Source organism: Plantactinospora sp. BC1, from assembly GCF_003030345.1.
Taxonomy (GTDB): Bacteria; Actinomycetota; Actinomycetes; order Mycobacteriales; family Micromonosporaceae; genus Plantactinospora.
Genome location: NZ_CP028158.1, coordinates 580645 through 607281, shown reverse-complemented (window position 1 = coordinate 607281; position 26637 = coordinate 580645). Strand labels below are relative to the sequence as shown.

Genomic DNA, 26637 nt, shown 5'->3' with positions numbered 1-26637 from the left:
GGTGGTGGTGGGCGAAGCGGGTGGTGGTGGGTCGGGGCGGAGGCCGGAGGGGTCACTTGCCGGCACCGGGACCGCCGCCCCGGACCGAACTGCCGCGCCCCCAGCCCCAGGCGTTGCCGACCGTGCTGGAGTAGCGGGGATAGGCGGTGACCATGCGCTCCAGCAGGATCAGCGAGCCGCCGGCCAGCGGCAGGATCACCACCGAGTCCTCGTCGTAGCGCAGGTAGACGCCGCTGGCGTCGACGTACCGGTCGGCCGGCCGCCACGCCCCGGTGATCTCGTCGGCGACGACGCTCGGCGACTTGTCCGAGCGGTACGCGGTCGCGTCCCGGCCGATGTCCTGGGCCGCCGCCCGCGCGTACCGGTCCTGCACGTAGCCGCGCGGGGAGAAGTTGCCGTAGAAGATGGCGAAGCCGGCGACCAGGGCGCCCACCAGGGCGAACGCGCCACCGACCAGGAACCACCTGCGGTACGTCATACCGCCGTCACCACCGTTTCCGTCTCGACCAGTTCCCCGCTCTGCGGGTACGCGTGCCAGGTGCGCCAACCGATCCCGCCGGTCCCGTCACCGCCCGGGTCCGCCCGGCGCGCCACCCGCAGCGCCGTGATCGCGTCCGGGCCGCCGGGAAAGACCCCGACCAGGGCGTACGGGTCGTCGGCGAGATCGCGGCGCAGCCGGGCCGCCCGGGCCGACATCTCCGCCGCCGCCAGCCGCCGCACCCGGGCGGTGAACCGGTAGCCGGTGGCCGGGTCGGCCAGCGTCGCCGGCAGTTCGGGGCGTCGACCGGGCAGGCAGGCCACCGTCTCGATCAGGTTGCCAGCGGGACCTTCCAGCACCACCTGGTGGGAGGCGCCGAGCAGCCGGAGCTGGAGCCGGGTGCCGGGCCGGCCCAGGTGTGCCAGACCGAGGTCGAGCAGATGGAGCGCGGGTTGTTCCGGGGTGTCCAGCGCGTGGCTCAGCTCGGCGGCGGTGGTGTCCTCGTACGCGGTGTGCAGGGTGACCAGCATCGCTCAGCCGATCCGTCCCGTCGTCGGGTCGTCGGCGCCCGTCGCCTGTGGATAGATCAGCACCTCGGCCCGGTGCAGCCGTTCACCGGTGCCGACCTCCCAGCGCTCGCTGTCGCCGTACGCCTCGAAGGAGAGCGGGGAGCCGTCGGCGGCGACGTAGTCGTGGTAGCGGACCGTGCCGGTCGGGTCGAGTCCGGTGCTGCCCGCCGAGGTGAAGGTGGCCCGCCCCGACTCGTCCCGCCGGTAGCGCCGGCCGGCGACCTCCAGCTCGGCCGGGCCCGGGGTGACGTCGACGTCCGGCAGCGCGGTCCAGAGCACCAGTTCCAGGTCCGGGTCCTCCTCGACCGAGAGCCAGACCTTGCTGCCGTGCGCGTCGTCGAGCAGGTGCTCCGCCCAGCCCCAGGCGCCCTCCCGGAACCGGAGGGTGCCGCGAACCCCGTAGGAGGTGTGCCGGATCTCCACCAGGTCACCGGGCTTGAGGGTACGCGGATCGCCGCGCAGCGCGTCGGCGTCGTCGTCGACGCTCCGGAACGGATCGCGTACCGGTGTTCCGGCCGGTCGGGCGGCCCGCTTCCGGGCGGTACGCAGCGCGACCACCGCCACCAGTACGCCCGCCGCCGCGATCAGCAGACCCGCCGCCGCCACCAGGTATGCCGTTGCCCCGTTCAACGCCCGTGCTCCTCTCGATCCCGCTGGGCGCCGACGGTAACAAGGCGACGCACGCCGCCGGTAGTCCATGATCGAAGAAGGGTCGCGCGGTAGGCGGCCTCCTCGGGGGCGGCCGGGTGATCGGCCCGGGTCCGCTCCGGAAGACGTTGGGCCTGCGGGCCGGTCAGCGGTGTTTCGGCAGCACCACGATCTGCCCGAAGAACTCGTCGATCCGCCGGATGACGTCGTTGAAGTCGTCGAGGTCGATCGGCTTGGTGACGTACGCGTTGGCCCGCAGGTTGTAGCTGCCGAGGATGTCGGTGTCGGCGTTGGACGTGGTCAGGACGACGATCGGGATCGTCCGCAGGTTGTCGTCGCTCTTGACCTTGTTGAGCACCTGCCGACCGTCCATCCGGGGCATGTTCAGGTCCAGCAGGATCATGTCCGGCCGGGGCGCGTCCCGGTGCCGCCCCTCCTGGTGCAGGAACTCCATCGCCTCCTGGCCGTCGCTGACCACGTCGATCGACTTGGGTACCTCCGAGTTGGCCAGCGCCTCCTCGATCATCAAGACGTCGCCCGGGTCGTCGTCGACGACCAGAATGCGTACGGGGTTCGACTCGGCTGCGTCCACGGCATACCTGTCTCTGGTCGTCGAAATTCTAGGGGCGGCGGCCCGCGCCGCGAGCCGATGGTCTGGTCGCCGGCAGTCGTCGACCGTCGACGCGGCGTGCGAACTCTAACCGATCAACGGTCGCGCAATGCGGCCGGGTCATGCTGTTCCTGGTCATAACGGAGCAAGTCGTCCAGGCCACTGATCCGCAATACCCGCTCGACGCGCCCCGTGGCACCGGTCAGCCGGAGCCAGCCGCCCCGGGCACCTGCCCGGTCGTCTCCCCGGACGAACGCCGCCAGACCACTGGAGTCGCAGAAGGTGAGTTCCGCGAGGTCGACGAGCAGGCGGCGGTGCCCGTCGTCGACCAACTGGTCGATCTCCGCGCTGAGCCTCGGCGCGGTGGTTATGTCCAGTTCACCCCCCAGGTGGAGGCGCACCAGCTTCGAGTGCACCACATGCCTGACGGAGAAAACCACACCCGCCTCCGTACGCTCAACAGCCAATACTTGCAGTCAGGCAAGTATACGCATCGACTAGATCTACATCGAGGACCGGTGTGGCCAGAGGCTACCGGTGCGATGGCCCGGCCCTCGCCTCCCCCGTCCACCGCCCTGCGAGCGCGGTTTGCCGTGCACGGCCGGGGGAAGGCGCGCACCGGCGGGCAGCCGAATACGGCCTGGTCAGGAGGGAGCGGAGGCATGGCGGATCGGAGCATCCCGACGGTGACACTCCCCTCCGGCGAGGCGATCCCGGCGTTCGGTCAGAGCACCCGGGGCATGGCGGAGGACCCACGGCGGCGCGACGACGAGATCGCCGCCCTCCGCGCCGGGGTGGACGCCGGCCTCACCCTGATCGACACCGCCGAGGCGTACGCCGACGGCCGCGCGGAGGAACTGGTCCGGGAGGCGCTCGGCGACCGGCGCGAGGAAGTCTTCCTGGTCAGCAAGGTCTCCGCCGAGCACGCGGGGCTCACCGGGACCGCCGACGCCTGCGCCCGCAGCCTGGAGCGGCTCGGCACCGACCGGATCGACCTGTACCTGCTGCACCAGCGGGGCGACGCGCCGCTGCCGGAGACGGTCGAGGCGTTCACCAGCCTCATCACCCAGGGCCTGATCCGGCACTGGGGCGTACGCGACTTCGACGTACCGGACGTGGTGGAACTGGCCGCCATCCCGGGCGGTACCGCAGTGGAGATCGACCAGATCCCGTACGACCTCGTCCGGCGGGACGTCGAGCGGGATCTGCTGCCCCGCTGTCGCGCCGCCGGCCTGCCGGTGATGGCGTACCCACCACCGGAGCGGGAGCCGATGCTCGGGCACCCGGTACTGGCCCGGGTGGCACGGCGGCACGGCGCGACTCCCGGGCAGGTGGCGCTGGCCTGGCTGCTCGGTCAGGACGGGGTCTGCACGGTGACCGAGGCGAGCAGTCCGAAGCACGTCCGGGAGAACCGGGCAGCGATGGAGCTGATCCTCGGCGAAGAGGACCTCGCCGAACTCGACCTCGCCTTCCCGGCACCGCACGCACCCGAACCACTCGAACTGCCCTGACCGACGCTCGGACGGCGGTTCAGCCGGCAGTTCGGGCAAGGCTCGGACGACAACTCGGGCCGGTTCAGGCGGCGGTGCGGGCCGGTTCAGCCGAGTTCAGACGGTAGTTCAGGGGACGGTTCAGACGGCTTTCAGCCGGGCCGGCTGACGGGTCGGCTCGATGCCCAGCTCGTCCGGCCGGGCGGCGTCCTCCGGCGCACCGCTGTCGGGCGGCTGGAAGAGGTAGCGGACGAACTCGCCGCCCGTCTCGTTCTCCTCGGAGCCGGGCCACTGGCCGACGGCGTCCACCCCGATCACCTCTCGACCGCCCTCGTCGGTCTCCTCCAGCAGCGCCCAGAGCGACACCGGATAGCAACGGGTGGTGTCCGGGGCGAGCCGCCAGCGGGCGTACCAACCGGGCCGGGCGGGGACGATCTCGACGATCCTCTTCACGGTGGCCTCCTCCGGCGGTACCTGCGCGTCCCGGGCCGAAGACGTGGGTCCCGGGCAGCCCGATCATCGGCGTCGGTCGGGTGAGTTCCCCTCACCCCGGCCGGATGAGTTGCCGGGAGCCGGCGGCCGGATCCAACCGGGTTTCGTCGATGCCCGGTCGGGAAGGCGGTTGGTCGCACCGCGGGGCGTACGGTCGGCCGGCGCACGCGGCGGCCGGCCCCGCCCGGTGGTGGCGAGACGCGGAGCGAGCCGAGGTGGACCCGGATCGGCCGGTACGTCCGGTACGACTCGGGGCTCACGACGACGAGCGCAGCGAGGAGACGGCATGAGCGGGAAGCAGATGGAGGGCGACAACCAGCGGCGCCGTACCCTGGCCCGGCAGGCCCGTCAGCGGGGCCGGCGGCCGAGCGAGGTTGGCGCGACCTTCGGCGCGGACAGGCAGCTCACCAGCCTCGACCGGAGCCGTCGGGACGGTCCGCCACCGGCCGGTGCGCGCAAGCCGAGCACCGAGCGCGGCGGTCCGACCACTGCGCCGCCGGCACCGGCCGAGCGCCCCATGCCGGCCCCCGACGAGCTGGTCGGCACGACCACCGCCGAGGTGCCGGTGATCGCGTACCGGGATCTCGTCTCCGACATCGGGCGCCGGGCCGGCGTCGACTTCGAACAGGCCCGCGCCGCCGCCGGAGCCACCGTGGCGGCACTGGCCCGGGCGCTGGACACCGCAGACCGGCAGCGGCTGCTCGACGCCGTACCGAACCAGTTGCACGACGACGGCGCGATGGCTGCCGGCGACCGGCGCCGCGACCTGGCCGGCTTCCTCGACGAGGTGGCCCGGTCGACCCATCGCAGCCCGGAGCAGGCCCGGTACCAGGCGCAGGCGACGTTGAGCGCGCTCGCCGCACAGGACGGCGGGCTGATCGACTCGTTGCACCTGCCGCCGGAGCTGCGGGAGCTGCTCGGTCCACCACCGGCCGGCGGCGGGCTGGTCGACCCGGCCGGGGCCACCGCCGCGCTGACCGACGACGAACTCCGGGACGCGCTGGCGACCCTCCCCTACTGGTCCGGCGACCGGCGCGGGCTGACCCGCACCATCGAGCTGCCGCCGGAGAACCTGGACCGGGTGCTGGGCCGGCTGGCCCGGCTGCGGCCGGAGACCGGGCGGGGGCCGACCATCGGCCGCGAGTCACCACAGTCGGCGGTGCTCACCGTCCGGACCCGTTCGCTGGACGCGGTGACCGCGCTGGACGTGACGCTCGCGCACCAGATCGACGACGCGATCGACGAGGTCGGCGCCGGGATGGCCGCCCCGCCGGAACGGGCCCCAGGGCCCCGCTTCGGTCCGTGAGCCGCCACGGCGTCCGCCGGCCCGCCACCCTCGACGGTGGCGGGCCGGCAGCGTCGACGACACGCCGCGCACGCTGACGGCAGACCGCGCACGCGTTGACGGCAGGCCGCGCGCGTTGACGGCGGGCCGCGAGCGCGTTGACGGCGCGGGCCGGCAGGGTCAGCGGCGGGCCGGCAGCTCCGGGGAGGCGCTCTCCAGCGGTACGGCGTGCGCCGGCACCAGCCCGAGTTGGATCGCCTGGCGGGTGAAGGCCGCGTCCAGCAGCCAGTCGGCGCTGACCCGGGCCCGGTTCGCCGGCAGCGCGATCAGGTGGTAGCCCCGGGTAACCGCCTTGGCGGGCAGCCCGGAGAGCGGCACGTGCACCGGGTTCGCGGCCGCGTCGGTGCCACCGAGATCCACCACGAACCCGAGGTCGTGGTGCCGGTACGGCCGCCGCTTGCCCTGCCCGTACGAGGCGGCGACGTTGTGCGCGGCCAGTTTGCCCTGCCGCTGGGCGTGCTGGGCGGTCATCGCCGTCACCTCGCCCGGCCGGGTCAGGTCGGGTACGGCGGCGGCGTCCCCACAGGCGTAGACGTCGGGGAAGCCGGGCACGTTCAGGAACTCGTCCACCACCAGCCGTCCCTTCTCGGTCGGCAGTCCCAGGTCGGCCACGAGCGGGTCGGGGCGGACGCCGACACACCAGATCAGCGAGCGGGTCGGGACGTACTCGCCGTCGCTGAGTCGTACCCCGTCGGCCGTCGCCTCCGAGACGGTGGTGCCCATCCGGACGTCCACGCCCCGCGCGTCGAGCACCCGGCGGGCGGTCTCCGACATCCGCCGGTCGAGTTCCGGCAGTACCCGCTCGGCGAGGTCGAGCAGCATCCAGCGCGGCCGTACGCCGAGCCGCGGATGCTGGGCGGCGAGCGCGTCGGTGAAGAGCTGACCGTGCGCGGCCACCTCGGTCCCGGTGTAGCCGGCGCCGACCACCACGAAGGTGCTCCGGGCGTCCCGCTCCGCCTCGTCGTCGGTCGCCTCGGCCAGCTCGACCTGGCTGACCACGTGGTCGTGCAGGAAGAGCGCCTCCGGCAGGCCCCGGAACCCGTGCGCGTGCTCGGTGACCCCGGGGATCGGCAGCAGCTTGTTGACGCTGCCGACCGAGATGATCAGTCGGTCGTAGTCGAGCTGCCCGGGGTCGCCCTCGGCGCCGGTGTAGTCGACCCGCTTCGCCGCCAGGTCGATGTGCTGCGCCTCGCCGATCACCACCCGGACCCCGTTGAGGGTGCCGGCGAGGGAGACCGAGACCCGGCTCGGCTCCAGGATCCCGGCCGCCACCTCGGGCAGCAGCGGCAGGTAGAGGAAGAAGTCGGTCGGGTTCAGCAGCACGACCTCGGCCCGGCCGTTGGCGATCCGGGACAGGCTCTTCGCCGCGTGGTAGCCGGCGAACCCGGCCCCGACGATCACAACGCGCGGTTTGGTCATGAGAACGCCCGTTCCCGGGCATCGGCCGGGCAAACCCACCGGTGGGCGTACCCGGCGGACCGGGCCCGAGCGGGCGGGACGGGTCCGGACGGCGGCAAACCGGGCGAAGAAAGACGATCATGCCCGTTGACAGTCCCGGCTCGCATTGATGACGATGCCTGGCATGACATCCCAGGACTCCCGAGGCGACGGGCCCACGAAGCCGAGCCGCCGTACGTTCCTGTCCGCCGCCACCGTCACCGCGGCCGCCGCAACGGTCGCCGCGCCGCTCGCCACCGGTTCGGCCGCCTCCGCCACCACCGGCGGCGGCTCGTCCGGGCCCGGTCGGCCGATCCGGCCCCAGTCACCCGACCGGGAGCTGCGGGAGCTGCTCCGGGAGATCGACCAGCGACGGATCGAGGCGATCGTCCGCCGGCTCGCCGAGTTCGGTACCCGGCACACCCTCTCCAGCCAGGACGACCCGGTCCGGGGCATCGGGGCCGCCCGGGACTGGATCTACGAGCAGATGCGGGGTTACGCCGCCCGGTCCGGTGGGCGGATGACTGTGGAACTCCAGTCGTACGTCCAGGAGCCGGCCTCCCGGATCCCGGTGCCGACCCGGATCACCAACGTGGTCGCCACGCTGCGCGGGGAGACCTCGCCGGAGCGGATCTACGTCGTCACCGGCCACTACGACTCGCGCTGCACCGACGTCATGGACGCCACCAGCGACGCGCCGGGCGCCGACGACGACGCCTCCGGGGTGGCGGTGGCGATGGAACTCGCCCGGATCATGGCGACCCGGCGCAGCGAGGCCACCATCGTCTTCGCGGCGGTGGCCGGCGAGGAGCAGGGCCTCTACGGCTCGGGGTACATGGCCCGGCAGTACCGGGCGGCCGGCGCCGACGTACAGGGCATGTTCAGCGACGACATCGTCGGCAGCTCGACGGCGGACGACGGCACCCGGGACCGGCGTACGGTCCGGCTCTTCGCCGAGGGCGTGCCGACGGCCGAGACGCCGGCCGAGGCGAACACCCGGCGCTCCGTCGGCGGCGAGAACGACTCGCCGAGCCGGCAACTCGCCCGGTACGTCAGCGACGTGGCGGACAACGACAGCACCGGGATGCGGGTCCGGGTGATCTACCGCCGGGACCGCTACCTGCGCGGCAGCGACCACATCTCCTTCCTGGAGCAGGGCTACCCGGCCGGCCGGTTCACCGAGCCGAACGAGGACTTCGCGCACCAGCACCAGGACGTCCGGGTGGTCGACGGCAAGCAGTACGGCGACCTGCCGGAGTTCTGCGACTTCGAGTACATCACCCGGGTCGCCAAGGTGAACGCGGCGGCACTCTGGTCCCTGGCCCAGGCCCCCGGTACGCCGAAGGGCGTCACCATCGTCACCACGAACCTGACCAACGACACCGAGCTGCGCTGGACCCGGGGCACCGAGCCGGACCTGGCCGGTTACGAGATCGTGTGGCGGGAGACCACGGCGCCGGAGTGGACCCACGTGATCCCGGTCGGCGACGTCACCACGGCCACCATCGACCTGTCCAAGGACAACGTCTTCTTCGGCGTACGCGCCGTCGACCGCGCCGGGCACCGCAGCCCGGTGGCGTTCCCCCGCCCCGGTAGCTGAGTACGCCGGCGGCGTCGCCTCGCGGGCCGACCGCCGTCACCCGTCCCGCCCGGAGCGGTCGGCCACCGGGCGGGACGGGCCGGACCTCACTATGCTCTCGATCGACATGCGTGGGTTCGCGTTCGTGGCGCCGGTGGAGGAGACCGTCCCGTGATCATGGCCTTGCTGCTCGATCTCGCCAACATCCTCGGCGGTTTCCTGCTCGCCGTCGCACTCCTGCGCCGGCTGCCCCGGGTCGGCGACGACCTCGGTCGCTTCGCCGCCCGGGTCGCGCCGTTCGGCTGGGTCGTCGGGATCGTCGCCCTGGTGGCGGGCGGCTATTACCTCATCGTCCACCTGGTCTCCGGGCCGCGCCCGTTCCACTTCGAGGTGGTCGGGATCGGCGTCGGCCTCGCCCTGCTCTGGGACAGGTTGACCGGCCGGCAGGCGCCGCGGACCGGGGCGGACGGCGCGGCGACCGGGGTCGGCCTGCTACTCGCGGTCTTCGGCCTCATCGCCATCATCGTCGGGATCCAGGGCCTCTTCACCCCGGACGGCTGAGCCGGCCCGCCGTTCCGTCCGTCCCGGCCGCTCCGGGCACCGTGACGCCGGGCACCGGTCGTCGGCTGGTCACCGGGGCACCCGGTCACCACCAGGCGGTGCACTGGAACGGTGTGGCGTACGGGAAGGACTGGCCGCAGGCCTGGAACCGGTAGCTGGGGTTGCTGCTGGTGGTCTTCGCCGCGCTGGTCTTGGTGCGGCCGGTGGCGTCGACGAGGAACGGACCGCACTGCACGTGGATGTTCGCGCCGCCGTCGACACTCCAGTTCAGCCAGACCCGGTCGCGGGCGTAGGTGCCTCCGTCGATCATCGCCCAGCCGCGCTGCGCCCCGGCGACCGTACCGTAGTAGAGGCGGACGACGGGGCCGCCGGGCAGCGTCACCGGCGCGACCGCCTGGGTGCCGCGCAGCGTGTCCGGGATGTCGCGGAAACCGTTCGCGCCGCGCTCGCAGTCGGCCGCCGTCCGGGGCGCGGGAGTCGCCGCGGACGCCTGGGGCGCGGCGGCGAACACCGCGACGAGCGACGCCGTCAGCACGGCCGCCAACACTCGGGTTCTCATCAGGGATCCTCCTGTTCGGATGGGTTCCGCTGGCGAGAACGTAGCGCCGACCGGCTTCAGACCGACTTCAGCCCCGTCGATGCCGCCCGCCGGCACGGGACCGGCGGGCGGCTACGACGTTCCTGCGACGGCGGCCGCCTCCCCCGGGGGGAAAGGCGGCTCCCGTCTCCCCGGGGGGACTACGACGTCCCGGCCCACTACGGCGCTCGGGGCGACTACGACGGCCCGGCCGACTACGGCATCTCGGGCGACTACGGCGTCTCGGAACGGGTCAGGCAGAACGGCTTGTCGGCCGGGTCGGTGTAGACCCGGAACGTCCTGCCGCCACCGGGCTGCCGGGTTGCGCCCAGGGCGAGCACCGCCGGCTCGGCGACGTCGAAGTCCTCGACGACCACGTCGAGGTGGAACTGCTGCGGGTGTGCCGGATCCGGCCAGCGCGGCGGGCTGTAGTCGGCCACCTGCTGGAACAGCACCGGCTGCTCGCCGTCGTTGCCGACCATCGCCATGCCGTCGCCCTCGTAGGTGACCGGCTTGCCGAGCAACTCGGCGTAGAAGGCGCTGAGCACCTTTGCGTCCGGGCAGTCCAGCATCACGCCCATCAGGGTGGTGTCGGGGTTGTCCGCCTTCAGGCAGAGGTCGAAGGGATGCCCCGCCGGGTCGGCCACCGTGTACCACGCCTCGTTCTTGGCCAGCAGCGTCCCGCCGAGCCCGACAGCCCGGTCGAGTGCGGCGTCGAGGTCCGGCACCCGCAGGTCGAGATGGGCCTGCTGCGGCCGCTCCTGGCCGGGCCAGCGCGGCGGTTGGTGGTCCGGCGCCAGTTGCAGGCCGACCTGCCAACCGTCGGGCGTGTCGAGCGTGATCCAGTCGTCGTCGACGCCCGACGCCACCCACCCGGCCAGCCCCCGGTAGAACGCGGCAAGCCTCTCGATGTCGGGCGCGTCGAGCACCACCATCTCCAGCTTTCCGATCATCAGTCACTCCCTGGTCTCGTCGTCCGCCCGCATCCTGGCGGCCGGGTACGACAAAACCAGCTACCGCGCCTCGTCGTCGCCCTCCTCGTCGCCGCCGGGGTCCCGCCACCGTTTCGAACTCGGTCCGGTGCGGTCGGCGTCGAACGGGTTCTCGGTCGCCTCCTCGGTCTGCTCGAAGCTCGGCCGGCGGACCTGCTCCGGATCGGGTACCTCCACCGGCCGGGCGCCGGACTGCTCCGGCGGATAGTGCCCGACCGTCTCCCGGGCACCCTCCGCGCCTTGCACCGTCGGCGGCTCGGGCGTGCTGCGCTCGCGGTGCATCTCGTCCCGGATCCGCTGCGGCGGCTCGGCGGCCCGTTGTGGCAGGTCCCGGCCGAGGTCGGCGACGAGCGGGCCGTACTTCGCGTCGAAGGCGGGCCGCTCCGACCGGATCTGCGGCATCCGGTCGAAGTTGCGCAGCGGCGGCGGGGAGGTGGTCGCCCACTCCAGGCTGTTGCCGAAGCCCCAGGGGTCGTCGACACCGACCAGCCGGCCGAACCGCCACGACTTCCAGACGTTGTAGATGAAGAAGAGCGTGGAGGCGCCCAGGATGAACGAGCCGATGGTGGAGACGGTGTGCAGCGTGGTGAAGCCGTCGGTCGGCAGATAGTCGGCGTACCGGCGGGGCATCCCCTCGTTACCCAGCCAGTGGTGCACCAGGAACGTGACGTGGAACCCCACGAACATCGTCCAGAAGTGCACCCGGCCGAGACGCTCGTCGAGGAGCCGGCCGGTCATCTTCGGGAACCAGAAGTAGACCCCGGCGAAGGCGGCGAAGACGATCGTGCCGAAGAGTACGTAGTGGAAGTGGCCGACGACGAAGTAGCTGTCGTGGGTGTGGAAATCCGCCGGCGGGCTGGCCAGCAGCACCCCGGTCAACCCGCCGAAGAGGAAGGTGACCAGGAACCCGATCGAGAAGAGCATCGGCGTCTCGAAGGTCAACTGCCCCTTCCACATCGTGCCGATCCAGTTGAAGAACTTGATCCCGGTCGGTACGGCGATGATGAACGTGAACGCCGAGAAGAACGGCAGCAGTACCTGACCGGTGGCGAACATGTGGTGCGCCCAGACGGTCATCGAGTAGAGGAAGATGACGACGATGGCGAGAACCATGGTCTTGTAGCCGAACAGCGGCTTGCGGCTGAAGACCGGGATGATCTCGCTGATGATGCCGAAGAACGGCAGCGCCACGATGTAGACCTCGGGATGGCCGAAATACCAGAACAGATGCTGGTAGAGGATCGGTCCGCCGGTCTCGGCGGCGTAGACGTGCGAGCCGAGTACCCGGTCGGCGAGCAGGGCCAGCAGCGTCGCCGCCAGCAGCGGGAAGACGACGACCGCCATCAGCGCGGTGATCAGCATCGCCCAGGTGAAGAGCGGCATCCGGAACATCGTCATGCCCGGCGCCCGCAGGGTCAGGGTGGTGGTGATCAGGTTGACCGAGCCGAGGATGGTGCCCAGTCCGGAGAGCACCAGGCCGACCACCCAGAGGTTGCCGCCGGCTCCCGGAGTGTGCTGGTAGAGGCTCAACGTCGGGTACGCGGTCCAGCCGAAGTCGGGCCCCCCGCCGGGCATGAGGAAGGCGCCGAGCACCATCAGGCCACCGAAGAGATACAGCCAGTACGCCAGCGCGTTGAGCCGGGGGAACGACACGTCCGGGGCACCGATCTGCAACGGCACCAGGTAGTTGCCGAAGGCGAACGCCAGCGGGGTGGCGAAGAGCAGCATCATGATCGTGCCGTGCGAGGTGAAGAGCTGGTTGTACTGCTCCGGCGAGAGGAACTGCATTCCCGGGCGCGCCAGCTCGGCCCGCATCAGCAGCGCCTCGATCCCCGCCGCGATGAAGAAGCCGAACGACGTCGTCAGATAGAGCAGCCCGATCTGTTTGGCGTCGGTGGTGCCCAGCAGGCGGATGAGTTGGCTGCCCCGCACCGCCTCCCGGACCGGCCCGGGATATCCGCCCGAGCGGGCGGGGGCCAGGATCAGCCGTCCGGGGTCCTGTCCGGGTTCGGTGGTTACCCGTTTCCGCATCGCGGCTCATCCCATCGAAGAACGCAGTGGCAGGGCGGGAGCGGCTCCGGCGCCGGGTCCCGGCCCGGCGCCGGGTCCCGGCGTACGGAGCTGCCGGCGGCGAGCCCGGGCAGCTCAGCCGGCGGGTTCGAAGACGACCCGTACACAACCGTCGAGCTTCTGCTTGAACATGTCGTAACCGCGCGGCGCCTGGTCCAGCGGCATGGTGTGCGTCGCCAGGTGCTCGGTGACCAGCTCGTCCCGGGCCATCCGTTCCAAAAGCATCGGGATGTACCGCTGGCCGTGCTGCTGCGCGCCGCGCAGGGTCAGCCCCTTGTTCATCAGCGCGCCGAGCGGGAACTTGTCCACCATTCCGGCGAAGACGCCCAGGACGAAGACGCTGCCACCCTTGCGGCAGTGGTAGATCGCCTCCCGGGCCGCCACCGGGCGGTCGGTCTCGATCCGCAGCTGCTGCTTCACCTGGTCGTACCAGAGCTGCGGACCACCGCTGTGCGACTCCATGCCGACCGCCTCGATGCAGACGTCCGGTCCCCGGCCGCCGCTGCGTTCCAGCAGTTCCCCGCCGATGTCCTGCCGCTCGTAGTCGAGCGTCTCCACGCCGAGGTGCCGCTCCGCCATCTCCAGCCGGTCGCTCAGCCGGTCGATCACGATGACCCGGTCGGCGCCGAGCAGGGTCGCGGCGCGGGCCGCCATCTGCCCGACCGCTCCGGCGCCCCAGATCGCCACGACGTCGCCGGGTCGCACGCCGCCGAGGTCGGCGCCCATCCAGCCGGTCGGGGCGGAGTCGGAGGCGAAGACGGCCCGCTCGTCGGTCACCCCCTCGGGGACGGCGAAGGCGCCCTGGTCGGCGTAGGGCACCCGGATGTACTCGGCGTGGCTGCCGGCGAAGCCGCCGAGCGCGTGTGAGTACCCGTAGCAGCCGCCGGGGGCGAACCCCCAGACGTTCTCGGTGATCGCGGGGTTGGTGTTCCCGTTGTCGCAGAGCGAGTACTGCTGCTGCTGGCAGTACCAGCACTTGCCGCAGGAGACGAAGGAGCAGACCACCACCCGGTCGCCGACCCGGTGCCGGCGCACCTGCGAACCGACCTCGACGATCTCACCGAGGAACTCGTGCCCGATCACGTCGCCGCGCTCCATGAACGGCACGTACCCGCCGAGCAGGTGCAGGTCGGAGCCGCAGGTCACGGTCCGGCGCACCCGTACGATGGCGTCCTGGTCGTTGCGGAGCTGCGGGTCCGGCACCTGGCGTACGGCGAGTTCGTTGGCCCCTTCCCAGACGAGTGCCTTCACAGCCGGCCCTCCCGGCGCCCGTGTCGGGTGACCACCTGAAGTGGCTTGTTCAGCGGGGTCGTCTCGGTGGTCGGCGGATGGTCGGGGTGCAGCACCTCGCTGGTCTCGATGAGCTGCTTCGCCTCCCGCAGCGCCGCCCGGATCGCCTGCTCGGGGTCGCGGCCCATCGCCCGCCGCACGACGTCGACGGCGGGGAGCCGGGCGCCGTCCCTGAGCCGCACCGCGATCTCGGTACCCCGGTCGCCGGCCGCCGGCCGGAGCTGGATCTCCACCGCGTCGCCGAGCCCGGTCAACGGCTCGGGCAGCTGGCCGTCCGCGCCGATCCTGTCGACCGGGCGGTTGACCGTGGCGACGTGCCAGCGCCGTTTCCGGCGGCCGACCAGGCGCTGTGGCCACTGCCCGTCGCCCTCCTCCGACCTGCCGAACAGCCGCCGGGCGACGTATCCACCGGCGACCATTGCCGCCCCTGTGACCAGCCACCGCATGTGTCGGCCCCCGTCGACGTCGAATGCTGACGCGGGGCGTCGCGGTGAAACAGCGGGCCCCACAGGGCAAACCCTCTCACAACGGACGCAAGACGCAGGGTGGATCCGGATAGTTCGCCCGGCCGATCCGGCTAGGGATCCGAGCGTCTCATGGGGGGCCCGGACCGGAGTCGAGGTCGCCCAGAACCTCTTCGATCGTGTGCCGGGCCTCGGCCGCGTACCCGGGTGCCCGGTCCCGGTAGTAGGGCAGCGCGATGAGCGCGATCGACAGCGCCCGGCCCCGGGCCCGCCGCCAGGTGGCGTCGTCGACGTCGACCGCCGCCCGGAACGCGTCCCGGACGCCGGCGGGCAGCAGGTTCCAGGCGACGATCAGGTCGCAGGCCGGGTCGCCGACGCCCACCGTGGCGAAGTCGATCACCGCGCTGAGCCGCCCGTCGACGGTGAGCAGGTTGCCCGGCATCAGGTCGGCGTGTACCCAGGTGGGCGGGCCCGCCCAGTCGGGCGCGCCCAGGGCGTCGTCCCAGGCGGCGGTGGCCGCCTCCGGGTCGACGCTCCCCGCCAACCGGGCGATGGCGTCCCGGGTCGGCACGTCCAGTGCGGCCAACGGCCCACCCCGGTGCGCCGCCGGCCCGTCCGGCAGCGGGACGGAGCGGAACGCGCGGACGAAGCCGGCCAGGTCGGCGGCGAGTTCCTCAGCCGCGGTGAGCCGGCCGGGCACCGGGTTGGTGCCGGGCAGCCAGCGCAGCACCGACCAGGTCCACGGGTACCCCTCGGCGGGCTGCCCCACCGCCAGCGGTGCCGGCACGGCGACCGGCAGGTACGGCGCCAACCGCCGCAGCCAGCGGTGCTCCTCGGCCTCCTCGCCGGCCGCCCACGGCACCCGGCACAGCCGCACCACCAGCTCCGGGCCGAGCCGGAACAGCGCGTTGACGGTGCCGGAGGCGGCCACCGGACGCACGGGCAGATCCGCCCACTCGGGGAACTGCCCGGCGACCAGCCGGGCGACCATCTCCGCCGAGATGTCGATCTCATCCTCGTGCATCTTCACAACGGGCAAGACAGCTCTCCTGATCGAGGGGCAGACTTGCGGCAGCATCGCCGATCGGCCGGCCCCCGGGCAACCAGGTTCGACCGTCGCGGCCGTCGCGGCGATGTTCCAGGACACCCGCGCCCGGGACAGGAGGACCCTTGCCGTCGACCTCGAAGCCACCGCGCCGGCCCGGCTTTCGCGCCGTCGGGTCGTCCGGCTGGCGCCCGAACCCGGTGCCTCGACGGCCGGCGGAGCGCGGATGACCGACGACAGCACCGAGGCCCGTCCCGGGCTGGCACCGGGTGCCCGCTCGCCGGTCGGCACCATGTTCGCGGCGCTCTACGGCGGGTTGACGCCGCATCCGTGGCGGGACCCGGACGACACCCGGGACGCGTACGCGCTGTTCTACGACCGGTCGCTCGCGATGGGCTGGCTCGACGACGTCGGCGGGGTCGTCCAGATCACCGACGCCGGCCCCCGGGAGCGGAGGACCGGCGCACCGGGCCTGTGGGGCATGAACGACGCCGGGCAGGAGCACCCGCTCGCCCTCCCCGGCTCGTCCCTGGTCGGCTGGTTCCAGGTGGGGGTCGAGCCGCTGCCGGTCGACCGGCCGCTGCCGGTGCAGCCCTTCCTGCGCTGCGCCGGCGACGTGCTCGCCCGGCTCGGCACCCTGGATCTGCGGGCGGTGCAGGTGCTGCTGCCCGTACAGGGCCTCGACCCCGCGTCGTCGCCCCCGGAGTACGCCGGGATGCCGTCGCTGCGCACGGCCGGCTGGTTCGGCGCCGCTGACCCGGGGTCGCGTACGCCGGTCCGGGTCAGCCTGGACGGCGGCCGGGCCCCGGCCATCACCTCGGCGGCACCGCTGATCCGGGAGCGGATCGGCCGGCTGGACCAGGACGTCTTCGCGTGCGAGTCGTCCTCGCTGGTCGATCATGACCCGCTGGCGACGGCACCGCCGTTCGACGACGCTCTCTGGAACGGCCCGCCCCGGCACCGGGTGACCTTCCACGGCACGCTCGCCGAGTGGTCGCTCGACACGCTCGGCTGGCTGGCCGGCTTCCTCGCCGACCTGGCCGCCGGGCAGGGGGTCGACACCCCGCTGCTGTTCACCGCCGGCCGGCCCTGACCGGGCCACCCCGGCGAGCCCGCCCGGCCGAACCGGATTCTCCGTGCCCACCGTCCCGATATGGTGTGCCGGTGCCCTCCTGAGCAGCCGAGCGACAAGGGTGTGACGTGGGAGGAACTCTTCTTCGATCTGGCCTTCGTCTTCGCGCTCACCCAGTTCTCGCACGTACTGCACGACGACCACACCTGGGCGGGTGTCGGCAAGGCCCTGATCCTCTTCGTGTCGGTCTACTGGATCTGGGGCGGCGCCGGTCTCTACACCGACCAGCAGAACGTCAGCATGGTGTCCGGCCGGATCGTGATACTCACGCTCGGCTTCGCCAGCGTGCTGCTGGCGATGACCGTTCCCGAGGCGTACGGCGACCGTGGTCTGCTCTTCGTCGGCGCCGCGCTGGGCGCCCGGATCCTGCTCGGCGTCGTCTCGCTGCGCAATCTCCCCCGCTGGCGGGCCTTCTTCCTCAGCCCGCACGGGGTGGTCGTGGCGACTGCCCCGTTGCTGCTGGCCGGTGCGCTCTCCCAGGGCACGACCCGGATCGTGCTCTGGGCGGTCGCCGCCGCCCTCGACGTGTTGAGCCCGTGGTTGGCCGCCCGGACGGTACAGCTGGTCCGGGTGCAGCCACGGCACTACGCGCACCGCTACGGACTGTTGATCATTCTCGTACTCGGCGAGTCGGTGATCCGGCTCGGGGCGGCGGCCGTCGAGCAGCCGCTGACGGCCACCCGGCTGCTGGCCATGGCGGCCGGGTACGCCCTGATCGCGGCCCTCTGGTGGACGTACTTCGGCTACGGCGTGCACGCCTTCCGGTCCGCGCTGGAGCGGTCCGGGGGCCAGGAGCAGGCGCGGCTGCGGCGGGCGATCCTGATCTACTGCCACCTGCTGTTCAGCCTGGCAATCATCGCGATCGCCGACGGCCTGGCCGACGTCGTGATGGCCCCGGCCGAGTTGCTGACCGACAGCGAGATGACCCGGCTCGTCGGCGGCTGTGCCCTCTTCCTGGGCACCTTCACCTACACACACTGGCGGATCGACCGGAAGATCGCCTGGCGGCGGCTCGGCGTGGCCGTCGCCTGCTTCAGCCTGTTGCCGCTGATGGCACTCCTCCCCGCCATCGCCGCCCTCGGGCTGCTGATCCTGCTCGTGGGCGGGCTCGCCGCGATGGAGGAGATCTTCCGGCACCGCAATGCCGACCCCGGGAACACCTTCCGGGACGAGATGGACCGGGGCCCGGTCGCGCAGGAGTGACGCCGGCACCCGATGCCGTACCTTAGGTTTCCGGGGACAGCCGGTGGCGGGCCCGCCCCGGTGGCGAGGAGGCTCCGTGGACCTGGGTCGGCGTACGCCCGCGGACACCGAACGGCTGGCGTTCGCCGAGATGACGGTCGACGACCTCGACGACATGGCCGCGCTGCTCGGTGACGCGGACGTGATGCGGTACTACCCGCGTGCGAAGGATCGCGCCGAGGCGCTGGGCTGGATCAGGTGGAACCAGGACCTGTACCAGCGGGAGGGCTTCGGTCTGTGGACCCTCAGGTTGCGGGAGACCGGCGAGTTCGTCGGCGACTGCGGTCTGACGCCGCAGGAGATCGACGGGACGATCGACATCGAGGTGGGCTACCACGTCCGGGGTGATCTACAGGGTCACGGATACGCCACGGAGGCCGCGATCGCCTGCCGCGACCATGCCCGCGACCGGTTGGGCGTCGAACGGCTCATCGCGATAGTCCATCCCGACAACACGCCGTCGCAACGGGTCGCCGAGAAGATCGGCCTGCGCTTCGAACGGGCCACCACCTCCCGGTCGGGGCTACCGGTACGCGTCTACGCGGCACGCCTGGCGTAGCCAGGACGACACCGGTCAGGTCCTCCGCGACCTCCACAGCCGACCGCCGTTCCGGCCGAACCGTGGTCAGCCGGAGGAGAGCGTGTCAGGGTTTGCCGGGGCGGTACGGGCATCGGCGGGACTCGCTTCGCAGCTCGCCAGCAGGCGGGAGGGCTTCGTGGGTCGGGGTGCCGGGCTGGACGCTGTAGGCGGTGATCGTCAGCCCGGGGTCGGCGGGTAGCGGCATGGCTTCGAAGCCGAGGTCGAGGCGGCCGACGGTGGGGTGGTCTACCGGGCGATGACCGAACGCCGCGCGATCAAGACACTGCTGCGTCCCTGACCGACCGACCCGACAGGGGGACCGACAGAAGATTGTCGGGTGCGACGGGCGGGCAGAAGAACGGGCCGCAACGAGAGGATCGGGCCAGCAAAGAACGGGACGAGAAAGCAACGATGGCAGGGAGATCTCTCCCTGCCACTCTTAACGTATACCGCACCGGGGGGCTTGCGGCAAGACCCGGGTCCTGGCGCAGAATCGTCGGCCGAGCCACAACCTGCGGAAATGGGGGCCCGAGGTGCGGGTGTTGTCAACGAAGTTCAGCAGACGCGGTGCCGTCGAACCGGCGGTACGCCCCGCCGACTCGTCGGTGCTCCGGTCGGCCGGTGCGGTGCGGCGCGGCACGGCCGCCTCGGAGGTGTCGCGGTGACCGAGCAGTACGTTGTGGATCTTCGAGAGGTTGACGCGACGCGGGTCGCGACCGTCGGTGGCAAGGGCGCGCACCTGGGCGAGCTCTCCCGGATCGAGGGTGTCCGGGTGCCGGCCGGCTTCTGTGTGACGACGGATGCCTTCCGGCGGATCATGGCGGAGGCGCCCTCGATCGGCGATCGGCTCGATCGGCTCTCCCGGTCGAAGCCGGACGATCGGGAGACGATCCGTACGCTCAGCGCGGAGATCCGCCGGACCATCGAGGGAATCGCCATCCCCGATGATCTCGCGACTGCGATCACCCGCGCCCTCGCCCGGTTCGGCCCGGAAGCGGCCTACGCCGTCCGATCCAGCGCGACGGCCGAGGACCTGCCGACGGCCTCCTTCGCCGGTCAGCAGGACACGTACCTGAACGTCGTGGGGCCGGCCGCGATCCTCCAGCACGTCAGCCGGTGCTGGGCATCGTTGTTCACCGAGCGGGCGGTGACCTACCGGCAGCGCAACGGCGTCGACCACCGTACGGTCACGATGGCCGTGGTCGTACAGCGGATGGTCTTCCCGCGCACGGCGGGCATCCTCTTCACGGCCGACCCCGTCACCGGCAACCGGAGGGTCGCCACCGTGGACGCCAGCTTCGGCCTCGGCGAGGCCCTGGTCTCCGGCCTGGTGAACCCGGACGTCTTCAAGGTGCGCGACGGCGAGATCGTCGAGCGGGTGATCGCGGCGAAGAAGCGTGCCGTGCACGCCCTGCCGGCGGGCGGTACCGAGGAGGTGACGATCGACCCGCAGCGGCAGGAGCAGCCGGCGCTGACGGATGCGCAGGTGGTGCGGCTCGTACGGCTCGGGCGGCGGATCGAGGCGCACTTCGGCCGCCCGCAGGACATCGAATGGTGCCTGGTCGACGAGGACTTCCAGATCGTCCAGAGCCGGCCGATCACCACGCTGTTTCCCATCCCCGCGGCCCCGGACGCGCAGAACCGCGTCTACCTCTCGGTCGGCCACCAGCAGATGATGACCGACCCGATGAGGCCCCTGGGGTACTCGATGTGGCAGCTGACGGCGATGGCACCGATGCACGAGGCCGGCGGGCGGCTGTTCGTCGACGTCACCCCGAGGCTCGGCTCGGCCGCCAGCCGCGCCGGCATCCTGGAAGCCATGCAGCGAGCCGATCCGTTGACCAGGGACGCACTGGAGACCGTCCTCGACCGCGACGACTTCCTCCCGCCCGTCCCGGAGGCGGAGCCCGCCGGACCGCCGGCCGGCGGCGCGCCCGCCCCGATCGAGACCGATCCGGCCATCGTCACCGAGCTGATCGAGCGGAGCGAGGCGTCCATCGCCGCGCTGCGGCACGAGATCCGCACGAAGAGCGGAGCCGCGCTCTTCGACTTCCTGCTGGAGGCGTTCCAGGATCACAAGCGGGTTCTCGGCGATCCGCTGAGCATGCAGGCGATCATGGCGGGCATGGAGGCCACCTGGTGGCTCAACGACCGGTTGCAGGAGTGGCTGGGCGAGAAGAACGCGGCCGACACCCTGACCCTCTCCGCTCCCAACAACGTCACCTCGGAGATGGGGCTGGCGCTGCTCGACGTCGCCGACGTGATCCGCCCGTACCCGGAGGTGGTCGCGTTCCTCCAGGGCGTCGAGGACGAGGGTTTCCTGGACGAGCTGCCGAAGCTCGCGGGTGGGAACGAGGCGCGGGACGCCATCGAGGCGTACCTCGACCGTTACGGCATGCGCTGCGTCGGCGAGATCGACATCACCCGGCCGCGCTGGAGAGAACGCCCCAGCACCCTCGTGCCGCTGATCCTCGACAACGTCCGCAACTTCGAGCCGGGCGCCGCCGGGCGGCGCTTCGAGCACGGGCGGCGGGCGGCACAGCAGAAGGAACAGGAGGTACTCGCACGCTTGCGGGACCTGCCGGACGGGGCGCGGAAGGCCGACGAGACGAAGCGGATGATCGACCGGGTCCGGACCTTCATCGGGTACCGGGAGTACCCGAAGTACGGCATCGTCAGCCGCTACTTCGTCTACAAGCAGGCGTTGCTGGCCGAGGCGGAGCGCCTCGTGCGGGCCGACGTGCTCAGCGCGCCGGAGGACATCTTCTATCTCACGTTCCAGGAACTGCACGACGTCGTGCGCGCGAATCGAGTGGACGAGCGGCTCATCGAGCAGCGCAGGGAGGCGTTCCGGTCGTACCAGGCGCTCACGCCGCCCCGGGTGCTCACCTCGGACGGCGAGGCGGTCGTCGGGACGTACCGGCGCGACGACGTGCCGGCCGGTGCCCTGGTCGGCCTGCCGGTTTCCACCGGGACCGTCGAGGGGCGGGCCCGGGTCATCCTCGACCTGGCGCAGGCCGACCTCGAGGCCGGTGACATCCTGGTCACGGCCTACACCGATCCGAGCTGGTCGCCCCTGTTCGTCGCGATCACGGGCCTGGTGACCGAGGTGGGCGGCCTGATGACCCACGGCGCGGTGATCGCCCGGGAGTACGGCCTGCCGGCCGTCGTGGGTGTGGTCGACGCGACCCGGCTCATCCGGGACGGGCAGCGGATCCGGGTGCACGGGGCCGACGGGTACGTCGAGATCCTGCCCTGACCGACCGGGTCGCGCAGGGTCGAGCCGGCCACGACCGCCGCGCGGCTGGTCGTGGCCGGGTCGTCGGCGGCCTATCGTGGGACCGTCCGTTATTGCCCGATATCGCCCTGACGGACGCCGGACTCGAATTTCTTCGAAAAGATCTGGGGCGGCCTGTCGATTGGGCTTGATCCTTTTCGTAGCCCTGGTGAGAGGCCGGCACGGAGCCGGTCCACCGCCACTGGAGGGCACGATGACCAGCACTGTCAACCCGACCCGCGCCACCACCTCGACCGTCGGTACGGTGATCCGCACCGGCGTCATCGCCACGGTCGCCGCGAGCGCCGCCACCATGGCCGTCGCGGCCGCCGGGCATGCGGCCGGGATCAGCCTCGATATGAGCGGCGCCCCGATCCCGGTCAGCGGGTTCGGCATGCTGACCGCCGTCTTCTCGCTGATCGGCGTGGTCATGGCCGCGCTGCTGTCCCGTTTCGCCCGGCGTCCGCGGCGCACGTTCGTCCGCACCACGGTGGTGTTGACCGTCCTGTCGCTGGTGCCGGACGTGATCGTCGACGCCGGGGTGGCCACCAAGGCGCTGCTGATGCTCACCCACCTGGTCGCGGCCGCGATCGTGATCCCCGCCGTGGCGCGCCGCCTGGCCGCCTGACCTGTCGCCATCCACCTAACGAGCTACCGGAGGACCGTCATGAAGCAGTACCTGCTGTCCGTGCATTTCGTCGAGGGCGCACCGACGCCGACCGACGAGGAGATGCAGACCATGTTCAGGGAAACCGACCGGATCAACGACGAACTCCAGGCCGCGGGCGCCTGGGTCTTCGCCGGAGGACTCCGGTCGCCGGAGAGCGCCACCGTCGTACGGGTCGAGAACGGCACCACCACGATGAGCGACGGGCCGTTCGCCGAGACGAAGGAGCACATCGCCGGATTCTGGGTCATCAAGTGTGCGGATCTGGACCAGGCGCTGGCCTGGGCCGAGAAGTGCGCGGCGGCCTGCGGGCCGGTCGAGGTACGCCCCTTCGACGACCTGTCCCAGGCCTGAACGGGGCCGGTCAGCCGACATGGACCTGGCGAGCATCTACCGCGCGGAGTACGGCCGCTGCGTCGCCACCCTGGCCCGCCTCCTCGGTGACATCAACCTCGCCGAGGAGGCGGTCCAGGACGCCTTCACCACAGCGGTGCAGAAGTGGCAGACCCCGCCACCGAACCCGGGCGCCTGGATCGTCACCACCGCCCGGAACCGGGCCGTCGACCGGCTCCGCCGGGAATCGACCCGCGAGGCCCGGTACGCCCAGGCCCTGCTGCTGCACCAACAGGACGAACCCCAGGAGGTGGGACCGGTGAAAGACGACCAGTTGCGACTCATCTTCACCTGTTGTCACCCGGCGCTCGCCCCGGACGCCCGGACCGCCCTCACGCTCCGCCTGCTCGGCGGCCTCGAAGTACCGGAGATCGCCCGGGCCTACCTGATCCAGGAGGCGACGGTCGCCCAGCGGATCGTGCGCGCCAAGAAGAAGATCCGGGACGCCGGCATCCCCTACCGGGTACCCGCCGAACACGAGCTGCCGGACCGGCTGCCGCCCGTACTCACCGTGCTCTACCTGATGTTCAACGAGGGCTACGCGTCCACCGCCGGACCGCTGATCAGAACGGACCTGTGCGCCGAGGCGATCCGGCTCGCCCGTGAACTCGCCGCGTTGATGCCGGACGAGCCGGAGGTCCTCGGCCTGCTCGCCCTGCTGTTGTTGACCGAGGCGCGCCGCCCGGCCCGGCTCGACCCGACCGGCGAACTGGTGCTGCTGGCCGACCAGGACCGGTCGCTGTGGAACCGGGCGCTCATCGCCGAGGGTCACGACCTGGTCCGCCGTTGCCTGCGGCGCAACCGGCCCGGCCCGTACCAGATCCAGGCCGCGATCAGCGCGGTGCACACCGACGGCGCCAGCACCGACTGGCGGCAGGTCCTGGCACTCTACGACCAGCTCCTCGCGCTCGTGCCGACCCCGGTCGTCGCGCTCAACCGTGCGGTCGCCGTCGCCGAGGTGCACGGACCGGCGGTGGCCCTCGCCGCGTTGGAGGACCTCGACCTTCCGGGCTACCACCGGCTGCCGGCCACCCGGGCCGAACTGCTGGCCCGGCTCGGACGCGAGGCGGAGGCCCGAGCCGCCTACGACGAGGCCATGGCACTGGCCACCAACGAGACCGAGCGGGCCTTCCTGCAAACCCGTCAGACCGAACTCAGCCGCACCAGGAGACCATCATGACCGCCAGCTACACCTTCGACGTCTTCGCCAGCCTCGACGGCTTCGGCACCACCAGCGGCAACTGGGGCGGCTACTGGGGTAAGCAGGGTCCCGAGCTGCTCGACCACCGCCTCGCCCAGTACAGCGAGGAGCAGCGGATGGTCTTCGGGGCCGAGACGTACCGGGTGTTCGCTCGGATGCTGGCCGCGAGCACCGAGGAGTCCGAGGTACGGGACCCCTGGGTCACCCGGATGCGGAACCTTCCGGCGACGGTGGTGTCGCGCACCCTGGAGGGACCCCTCGACTGGCCGGACGCGACCGTCGCGCGCGGTGACGCCGTCGACGTCGTCGCCCGGCTGAAGAAGGAATCCGAGGTGCCGCTGCGATCGCACGGCAGCCTGTCGATGAACCGGGCGCTGATGGCCGCCGGTCTGGTCGACCGCGTCCAGGTGACGATCTTCCCGGTGATCACCGGTCGGACCGGGACGGAGCCGATCTTCCAGGGTGCGGCCGACTTCGACCTCGAACTGATCGAGAGCCGGACGCTCGACGGCCGCACCCAGCAGCTCGTCTACCGGCCCACCCTGCATCGCTGACGCCGCCGGGAGCGCCCCTCCGACGCCGGGAGTGCTCGTCAGCGGTTCTGTCGCCGATGCCGCGCCGGACGGGCCACGGATGCCGGCAGGGTGACCGCGCGGATCGTGAGGTGCGGCTCCCGCTGGAATCGTGGCCGTGCGTGGTGACCGGGGTCGCCACGCACGGCCGGTGGTGGGTTGCTGTCGGCCGGCGGCGGTCAGCCGGCGGTGCAGGATCTGATCTGTGGTCGGGCCGAGCTGTTCCCGTTCGTCATGGTGGTGAAGCCGAACGTGTTGCCGCTGCCGTTGGACCGTACGGTCATCACGCTTCCGCTGCTGTCCCAGCTGAAGGTGCCGCTCCAGGTGGTCGAGACCCTCTGCGGCGCGGTGATGTTCACGACGACGGTCCAGGCACTGGCCCCGCTGACGGTCACCGAGGTGTTGTACCGGTCACCCCACACCGTGCCGGGGGTGATCGACGCGGTGCAGCTGTCACCGGTCGGCGGCGGGGTGGTCGGCGGCGGGGTGGTCGCGGGCGGAGTCGTCGGTGTGGGGCCGGTCGGCGGCGGAGTGTTCGGGCCGTCGGTGAGGGTCGGCGTCTGCCAGTCCCGCCATTGCGCCAGGTTGCCGGCCGCCTTGCTGGCGATCCGCATCGTGCCCGGGGCGTTGCCCGTCTTGAGCAGGAACTTCTGGATGTGCTGCTGGAGCGGGGTCCGCCATTCGGACCGGTTCGCGCAGTGGCTGCCGTCCTGGACGTCCGACCAGTACGTGATGTTGTCGCCGGCACCGAGGGCCTGGTAGACCTGCGCTCCGCCCAGGGCCGCCACGCTCGCGGACCTGGGGCCCAGGTTGGCGATGTGCGGGTTGTCCATGATGAAGAGTCCTCGCGGGGCGACCATCGCGACGATCTCGTGGGTGTCGACCGGAAGGTTGTTCGGGCTGCCGGTGAAGGAGCCGAAACCGTCGCCGAGCCACGGCTGTTCGCCGTAGGCGCTGCTCAGGCTCTGGGCGCCCTCCCCCGGGATGCCACGGAAGATGGGAACACCGGCACTGCCGGACTCGATCGGCATGGTGAGCGCGATGCGCTGGTCGAGGGCGCCGACGGCGAAGGCGCCCTTTCCGAACCGGGAGCAGCCCGTGACGCCCATCGCGTCGGCCCGCAGGGTGTTGCCGCCGGAGGACTCGATGACGTCGATGATCCGGCTCACGCCCCACGACCAGGCGGCCAGCAGGCCGGTACTGCTCGTGTTGCCGTAGATGCTGTAGAAGGCGCCCTGCTTGTTGTTCCGGGGCGTCCCCTCCCGACCGACCAGGTAGGGGTCGTAGTTGATGACGGCGGCACCCGCGGCTCGGATGGCGGCCGTGTCGGCACCGAAGCCGCCCAGCACGACGACCGCCGGGAAGGGGCCGGTACCGCTGGGCAGTTGGACACTGGCCGAGAAGCTGGAACTCCTGCCGTTGTGCGACACGTTCACCGTGATGCTGCTGCTGGAGACCGTACCCGTCACCGTCGCCGGTTTGGCCGGCTTGTCGCCGTAGACGTAACGCTCGACCATCTCCTTGAGCTGTGCGCGTTGGCACCGCCAGTCTGCCCTGCTGGAGATGCGCGAGCCGTCGAGCCTTCGGAACGGGTCGGGGAGCCGGGAGTTGGCGGTCAGCGAGCCGGGAAGCGACACCGAACAGTCGGCGCCCTCGTCTTCCACCGGTGCGGCGGCAGCGAGGGCGGGGGTCGTGGTCTGGGTCACCACGGTCACCGCTCCACCGACCGCGAGGGCCGCGACCGCCACCGCCACGACCGTCGAACGGATTCTGAAACGACCTGGACGGATGATCACCTGAGCTTTCCTCTCCTGCGGGTGGTGGGAGGTGTCGGCCACGGTAAATCTGGCCAGCAGGATGCTCCGTCAACACATATTCATCGACAGAGGTCTATGCGGACGATAACACGGCGGCGTCCGCACACTC

28 protein-coding genes are annotated in these 26637 nt (G+C 71.7%); 13 read left to right on the top strand and 15 right to left on the bottom strand.

Going from position 1 to position 26637, the window contains the following annotated elements:
- Nucleotides 1-52: 52 nt before the first annotated feature.
- The 5 genes from C6361_RS02405 to C6361_RS02385 form a co-directional block, all read right to left on the bottom strand.
- The gene (locus C6361_RS02405) at nucleotides 53-478 is read right to left on the bottom strand and encodes a DUF4247 domain-containing protein (RefSeq protein ID WP_107259279.1); all 426 of its coding nucleotides are present in this window, start codon (nucleotides 476-478) and stop codon (nucleotides 53-55) included.
- Nucleotides 475-1008 (bottom strand): DUF2617 family protein, encoded by a 534-nt coding sequence (locus C6361_RS02400; RefSeq protein ID WP_107266610.1) that lies wholly within the window; start codon nucleotides 1006-1008, stop codon nucleotides 475-477. Before C6361_RS02400 ends, C6361_RS02405 begins: the two co-directional genes overlap by 4 nt.
- A 3-nt stretch (nucleotides 1009-1011) precedes the next feature.
- Nucleotides 1012-1677 carry a DUF4178 domain-containing protein gene (locus C6361_RS02395; RefSeq protein WP_107266609.1) on the bottom strand — a complete coding sequence of 222 codons (666 nt, stop codon included), beginning with the start codon at nucleotides 1675-1677 and terminating at the stop codon, nucleotides 1012-1014.
- Nucleotides 1678-1840: 163 nt separating this feature from the next.
- Complete coding sequence (locus C6361_RS02390; protein ID WP_199853210.1) at nucleotides 1841-2287, bottom strand: response regulator; 447 nt, start codon at nucleotides 2285-2287, stop codon at nucleotides 1841-1843.
- Between the two features lie 113 nt (nucleotides 2288-2400).
- Nucleotides 2401-2745, bottom strand: coding sequence for an STAS domain-containing protein (locus C6361_RS02385; RefSeq protein WP_107264097.1), 345 nt, complete (start codon nucleotides 2743-2745; stop codon nucleotides 2401-2403).
- A gap of 222 nt (nucleotides 2746-2967) precedes the next feature.
- Here C6361_RS02385 and C6361_RS02380 point away from each other — a divergent pair, with 222 nt between their 5' ends.
- On the top strand, nucleotides 2968-3816 hold the full coding sequence (locus C6361_RS02380) for an aldo/keto reductase (RefSeq protein WP_107266608.1): 849 nt from the start codon (nucleotides 2968-2970) through the stop codon (nucleotides 3814-3816).
- 120 nt (nucleotides 3817-3936) lie between these two features.
- Here C6361_RS02380 and C6361_RS02375 read toward each other — a convergent pair whose 3' ends face one another.
- Nucleotides 3937-4248: a hypothetical protein gene (locus C6361_RS02375; protein WP_107259287.1), complete on the bottom strand. Its 312-nt coding sequence runs from the start codon at nucleotides 4246-4248 to the stop codon at nucleotides 3937-3939.
- A gap of 325 nt (nucleotides 4249-4573) precedes the next feature.
- Between C6361_RS02375 and C6361_RS02370 the strand changes: the two genes are divergently transcribed.
- Nucleotides 4574-5593 (top strand): DUF2267 domain-containing protein, encoded by a 1020-nt coding sequence (locus tag C6361_RS02370; RefSeq protein ID WP_107259289.1) that lies wholly within the window; start codon nucleotides 4574-4576, stop codon nucleotides 5591-5593.
- Nucleotides 5594-5752: 159 nt separating this feature from the next.
- Here the strand turns inward: C6361_RS02370 and C6361_RS02365 are convergent, their stop codons facing one another.
- The gene (locus tag C6361_RS02365) at nucleotides 5753-7051 is read right to left on the bottom strand and encodes an NAD(P)/FAD-dependent oxidoreductase (RefSeq protein WP_107259290.1); all 1299 of its coding nucleotides are present in this window, start codon (nucleotides 7049-7051) and stop codon (nucleotides 5753-5755) included.
- A gap of 163 nt (nucleotides 7052-7214) precedes the next feature.
- Between C6361_RS02365 and C6361_RS02360 the strand changes: the two genes are divergently transcribed.
- Complete coding sequence (locus C6361_RS02360) at nucleotides 7215-8669, top strand: M20/M25/M40 family metallo-hydrolase (protein ID WP_107259292.1); 1455 nt, start codon at nucleotides 7215-7217, stop codon at nucleotides 8667-8669.
- A gap of 156 nt (nucleotides 8670-8825) precedes the next feature.
- Nucleotides 8826-9209 carry a hypothetical protein gene (locus C6361_RS02355; RefSeq protein WP_234359723.1) on the top strand — a complete coding sequence of 128 codons (384 nt, stop codon included), beginning with the start codon at nucleotides 8826-8828 and terminating at the stop codon, nucleotides 9207-9209.
- 85 nt (nucleotides 9210-9294) lie between these two features.
- Here C6361_RS02355 and C6361_RS37955 read toward each other — a convergent pair whose 3' ends face one another.
- From C6361_RS37955 to C6361_RS02325, 6 genes are all read right to left on the bottom strand, one after another.
- The gene (locus C6361_RS37955) at nucleotides 9295-9768 is read right to left on the bottom strand and encodes a hypothetical protein (protein WP_159079146.1); all 474 of its coding nucleotides are present in this window, start codon (nucleotides 9766-9768) and stop codon (nucleotides 9295-9297) included.
- A gap of 251 nt (nucleotides 9769-10019) precedes the next feature.
- Nucleotides 10020-10739 (bottom strand): VOC family protein, encoded by a 720-nt coding sequence (locus C6361_RS02345; RefSeq protein WP_107266606.1) that lies wholly within the window; start codon nucleotides 10737-10739, stop codon nucleotides 10020-10022.
- 60 nt (nucleotides 10740-10799) lie between these two features.
- Complete coding sequence (gene ctaD / locus C6361_RS02340) at nucleotides 10800-12809, bottom strand: cytochrome c oxidase subunit I (protein ID WP_107266605.1); 2010 nt, start codon at nucleotides 12807-12809, stop codon at nucleotides 10800-10802.
- Nucleotides 12810-12923: 114 nt separating this feature from the next.
- Nucleotides 12924-14099 carry a zinc-dependent alcohol dehydrogenase gene (locus C6361_RS02335; RefSeq protein WP_107259300.1) on the bottom strand — a complete coding sequence of 392 codons (1176 nt, stop codon included), beginning with the start codon at nucleotides 14097-14099 and terminating at the stop codon, nucleotides 12924-12926.
- Nucleotides 14096-14557 (bottom strand): hypothetical protein, encoded by a 462-nt coding sequence (locus tag C6361_RS02330; RefSeq protein ID WP_107266604.1) that lies wholly within the window; start codon nucleotides 14555-14557, stop codon nucleotides 14096-14098. The genes C6361_RS02335 and C6361_RS02330 overlap by 4 nt, the downstream gene beginning before the upstream one ends.
- Before the next feature lie 175 nt (nucleotides 14558-14732).
- The gene (locus tag C6361_RS02325) at nucleotides 14733-15632 is read right to left on the bottom strand and encodes an aminoglycoside phosphotransferase family protein (protein ID WP_234359722.1); all 900 of its coding nucleotides are present in this window, start codon (nucleotides 15630-15632) and stop codon (nucleotides 14733-14735) included.
- Nucleotides 15633-15873: 241 nt separating this feature from the next.
- Here C6361_RS02325 and C6361_RS02320 point away from each other — a divergent pair, with 241 nt between their 5' ends.
- From C6361_RS02320 to C6361_RS02310, 3 genes are all read left to right on the top strand, one after another.
- Nucleotides 15874-16740 carry a hypothetical protein gene (locus C6361_RS02320; RefSeq protein ID WP_107270681.1) on the top strand — a complete coding sequence of 289 codons (867 nt, stop codon included), beginning with the start codon at nucleotides 15874-15876 and terminating at the stop codon, nucleotides 16738-16740.
- Between the two features lie 102 nt (nucleotides 16741-16842).
- Nucleotides 16843-17982, top strand: a complete 1140-nt coding sequence (locus tag C6361_RS02315; protein WP_159079145.1) for a low temperature requirement protein A — start codon at nucleotides 16843-16845, stop codon at nucleotides 17980-17982.
- 76 nt (nucleotides 17983-18058) lie between these two features.
- Nucleotides 18059-18580 carry a GNAT family N-acetyltransferase gene (locus C6361_RS02310; RefSeq protein WP_234359280.1) on the top strand — a complete coding sequence of 174 codons (522 nt, stop codon included), beginning with the start codon at nucleotides 18059-18061 and terminating at the stop codon, nucleotides 18578-18580.
- Between the two features lie 85 nt (nucleotides 18581-18665).
- Here the strand turns inward: C6361_RS02310 and C6361_RS39110 are convergent, their stop codons facing one another.
- Nucleotides 18666-19010 carry a hypothetical protein gene (locus C6361_RS39110; RefSeq protein WP_199853209.1) on the bottom strand — a complete coding sequence of 115 codons (345 nt, stop codon included), beginning with the start codon at nucleotides 19008-19010 and terminating at the stop codon, nucleotides 18666-18668.
- Between the two features lie 133 nt (nucleotides 19011-19143).
- On the opposite strand from C6361_RS39110, the gene C6361_RS38805 reads away from it, so the two are divergent.
- The 6 genes from C6361_RS38805 to C6361_RS02280 all read left to right on the top strand — a co-directional run bounded on the left by C6361_RS38805 (nucleotide 19144) and on the right by C6361_RS02280 (nucleotide 24693).
- Nucleotides 19144-19266: a hypothetical protein gene (locus tag C6361_RS38805; protein ID WP_255416201.1), complete on the top strand. Its 123-nt coding sequence runs from the start codon at nucleotides 19144-19146 to the stop codon at nucleotides 19264-19266.
- Nucleotides 19263-21860, top strand: coding sequence for a rifamycin-inactivating phosphotransferase (gene rph, locus C6361_RS02300; RefSeq protein ID WP_107266601.1), 2598 nt, complete (start codon nucleotides 19263-19265; stop codon nucleotides 21858-21860). The genes C6361_RS38805 and rph overlap by 4 nt, the downstream gene beginning before the upstream one ends.
- A 232-nt stretch (nucleotides 21861-22092) precedes the next feature.
- Nucleotides 22093-22506 (top strand): DUF6069 family protein, encoded by a 414-nt coding sequence (locus C6361_RS02295; RefSeq protein WP_107266600.1) that lies wholly within the window; start codon nucleotides 22093-22095, stop codon nucleotides 22504-22506.
- Between the two features lie 39 nt (nucleotides 22507-22545).
- On the top strand, nucleotides 22546-22899 hold the full coding sequence (locus C6361_RS02290) for a YciI family protein (protein ID WP_107259306.1): 354 nt from the start codon (nucleotides 22546-22548) through the stop codon (nucleotides 22897-22899).
- 19 nt (nucleotides 22900-22918) lie between these two features.
- On the top strand, nucleotides 22919-24118 hold the full coding sequence (locus tag C6361_RS02285; protein WP_107266599.1) for an RNA polymerase sigma factor: 1200 nt from the start codon (nucleotides 22919-22921) through the stop codon (nucleotides 24116-24118).
- Nucleotides 24115-24693, top strand: coding sequence for a dihydrofolate reductase family protein (locus C6361_RS02280; protein ID WP_107259309.1), 579 nt, complete (start codon nucleotides 24115-24117; stop codon nucleotides 24691-24693). Before C6361_RS02285 ends, C6361_RS02280 begins: the two co-directional genes overlap by 4 nt.
- A gap of 197 nt (nucleotides 24694-24890) precedes the next feature.
- Here C6361_RS02280 and C6361_RS37950 read toward each other — a convergent pair whose 3' ends face one another.
- On the bottom strand, nucleotides 24891-26459 hold the full coding sequence (locus tag C6361_RS37950; protein WP_234359279.1) for a cellulose-binding protein: 1569 nt from the start codon (nucleotides 26457-26459) through the stop codon (nucleotides 24891-24893).
- Nucleotides 26460-26637 lie beyond the last annotated feature (178 nt).